Below are 2,821 nucleotides of genomic sequence, written 5' to 3'. Positions count from 1 at the left end.
CACCACTAAGAATATCGTTGCCAGAACCACCGTAGAGTTTGTCACTACCATTGCCACCATATAACTCATCATCGCCAGAGCCACCATACAATGTGTCGTCACCATCACCACCTTGTAAGATGTCATTGCCAAATCCACCAAAAATAAGATCATTATCTTTAGTTCCTACAACGTTTTGATCTTTTAATGCGATTATTCCTGATATTGAATAAAGTTCTAAATGATCTCTACCCAATGTATCTAAAAATAGATCCATTTTATTTTGTTGTTTTAAGCTACCTAAATACTGACTAAGCAACTCCATTCCTTCATTCCAATGAGTTGCGTGCCCACCTGCTAAAAACTCATATAAATCTACTGTTGCATTAATAGAATATTGCTTTGAGTACGTTTCAAATGCAGCCACAACTTTAGAATAGTCTAAAGAAAATTTAGCTAAATCGACCGTGATTAAATCCGTATATTTGGCTAAACGTGTTTCACTTGAAACTTGCTGGTAGAGCATAAATTCTAATGCAGAATAGGTTTCTTCAATTTGCTTTATTATTTCGAGACCATGAATCATATTTAGATAATAAAACTGACGCTCTTCTAAATTATAAAATGCATTAATAATTTTAATTTTTTGTACTAATTCATCTGTCACAGGTAGAACCGCTGTGAAAGTACCACCTACTTGATCAGGCCTTACAGTTATGCCACCACCCCCTGCTTCCATTTGTACAAAATATTTATTAATAATGGTTGGTTTTTTAGCCGTCGTTATATTTTGACTTGACAAGGTACTACTCATGTCATCATCTTCAATCCAATCCGCTGCATATGTTAGCTTCACTGCAGGATCTGCACTTATCCAAGACGTTAAAAAATTGAACATCACAGCCATTTGGAAAGCTTTTTCTGGTGCATTTTTTAATGCATCATAATATATTCGCACTTGTGCTGATAAAGCTAATGCTTCATTCAAATCACGAACACGCCCCATACCTTCAATGTATGATGCTTTTTTCTGATCATCTGTCATTTCGACTTTATTTACAAATTCTGCTCTCGTTGAGTCTTGCACAAAGTTAATGTCACCCATTAGTCCTGTAGCGCCATCTTCACGAATGAATGTGCCTACCTCAGCTAAAACATTGCCACCTTCTACAGTTTCATTTTTAAGTTGATACCCTGTATTTAAACCTTTAATACCTAGTTCCTTCAAAGTCAGCATTTCACCCGCATCAGTTTTTCCATCACCATTCTTATCTTGCCAAACCTTAATTTTATTAAAATCTTTATCGTTGGCATCGACAATTCCATCACCATTAGTATCTAAACTTGCCAAAGCTTCAAAGCCATTCTTAGCATAAATATTAACAACTGAACCATCTTCTAAAATTTTTTGCCCAATAACAAAATCATTACCAAACAGCTCTGAGCCATTGGTAACTCTACCATCCTGATTATCATCAAAGACTAAAATTCCATCTTCTTTGCCAACCCAGCCAGTATTGCCTGCAAAACCATCGCCATTAAAGTCGAAGTTAATCCCGCCATCTGTGCCGATAACGTCTAGTTTGCCATTTCCGTTGAGATCAATCATGAGAGGGTCATAGTAAATGGTGAAGGTTGTGTCTTTTGCTAACTGCATATATGAAGTAGGTTGCCAGTCATTTGATACCCAACCAAACTGGGAAAATTCAAACCAATGAATAACTTTTGTTGCTTTTGGTATTAAATCAGGCTTTGATGGATCTAATACCGTATTATCTCCTGGTGTAAAATTCCAATTATCGGGAGTCTCTATACCTGCATAATCTAGAATATTTTTAGCAACAGTATGACAGTTTTGCATTAAGAAATTATAATTATATCCTGCATCATCTATCTCATTAGCCTTATCTACCATTTTTCTAAAATAATCAGATAAATCGTCTCCTTCCATTGCGTCATAGTAATTTATGACTACTTCTCTATTTTCTTTATATTTCGGATGATCATAATGATTACTATCATATGGGCGAGTTTCAGCTGTTAGCTTTCCTGTTTTCTCATCATAATCACCTGAGATAACTGTTTGGTTGCCATATTTATCTGTATAGACTACAAATGAGTGATAAGCTCCTGGTATTTTTCCATAAATTGGGCGAACCCCAAATTGAATGCTCTCTTTACCTATTGCCATAAATTTCATCTCCTGTACGTTTAAAATAGCGGGGCAACCTGAGTCCCATAATATGACTCAACTTTTATAACTCTATCTTGATCATTAAAAAAAAATTCAGCACTTAAGACGACGGGAATTCTTTCAGGGAAAGGACTCCGCCATTGTTTTTTGAAACCATAGACATCCTGCCCTTGATATTCTTTTTGCATATATTCACTATATTCAAATCTTTTAAGTTCCTGCTCTTTCATTACCTTCACTACCTTTTCTTTAGAATCACCAATAGCGATATATTTTGAAATAATCAAACTCACATCTGCTATTTTATGCGAGCCTTTTGTTGGGCGTACATCAACAGGAATCTCTACTTTATTAATATCATCTATCAGTGCAGTTGTATGTACTAATGAATATATCCAATAAATAATTAACAAACTACTCAATAGCAATACACTTATCACCTTCTGTTTTTTCTTCATAAATATCCTTATTTCCATTAATTAATAAAAACTACAACCCCCCACATACCCTCATCCACTTTTGTTTGAAGTGTGTTCTAGTAAACTAATGGCTGTTCGCATTATAAACCTCCTCCTTAATTTTAAAGTTTGGAAAACCTGGAGCACAACCCACTAAAAATATAGAACCAATTATCGAAAAATTAAATAC

General features: G+C 34.9%; 1 protein-coding gene and 1 pseudogene. Both read right to left on the bottom strand.

Features of this window, described 5'->3' with window-relative positions; translation table 11 throughout:
* Window positions 1-2,170 (bottom strand): annotated as a pseudogene (locus VQ643_RS16060) (hypothetical protein); the annotation flags it as partial.
* A gap of 20 nt (window positions 2,171-2,190) precedes the next feature.
* On the bottom strand, window positions 2,191-2,631 hold the full coding sequence (locus VQ643_RS16055; RefSeq protein ID WP_414201492.1) for a hypothetical protein: 441 nt from the start codon (window positions 2,629-2,631) through the stop codon (window positions 2,191-2,193).
* Window positions 2,632-2,821 lie beyond the last annotated feature (190 nt).

The organism is Pseudomonas sp. F1_0610 (genome assembly GCF_047470865.1).
In the GTDB taxonomy this organism is placed as follows: domain Bacteria; phylum Pseudomonadota; class Gammaproteobacteria; order Pseudomonadales; family Pseudomonadaceae; genus JAZDRH01.
The sequence above is the reverse complement of the archived record's forward strand: the minus strand, read 5'-3'. Positions and strand labels throughout refer to the sequence as shown.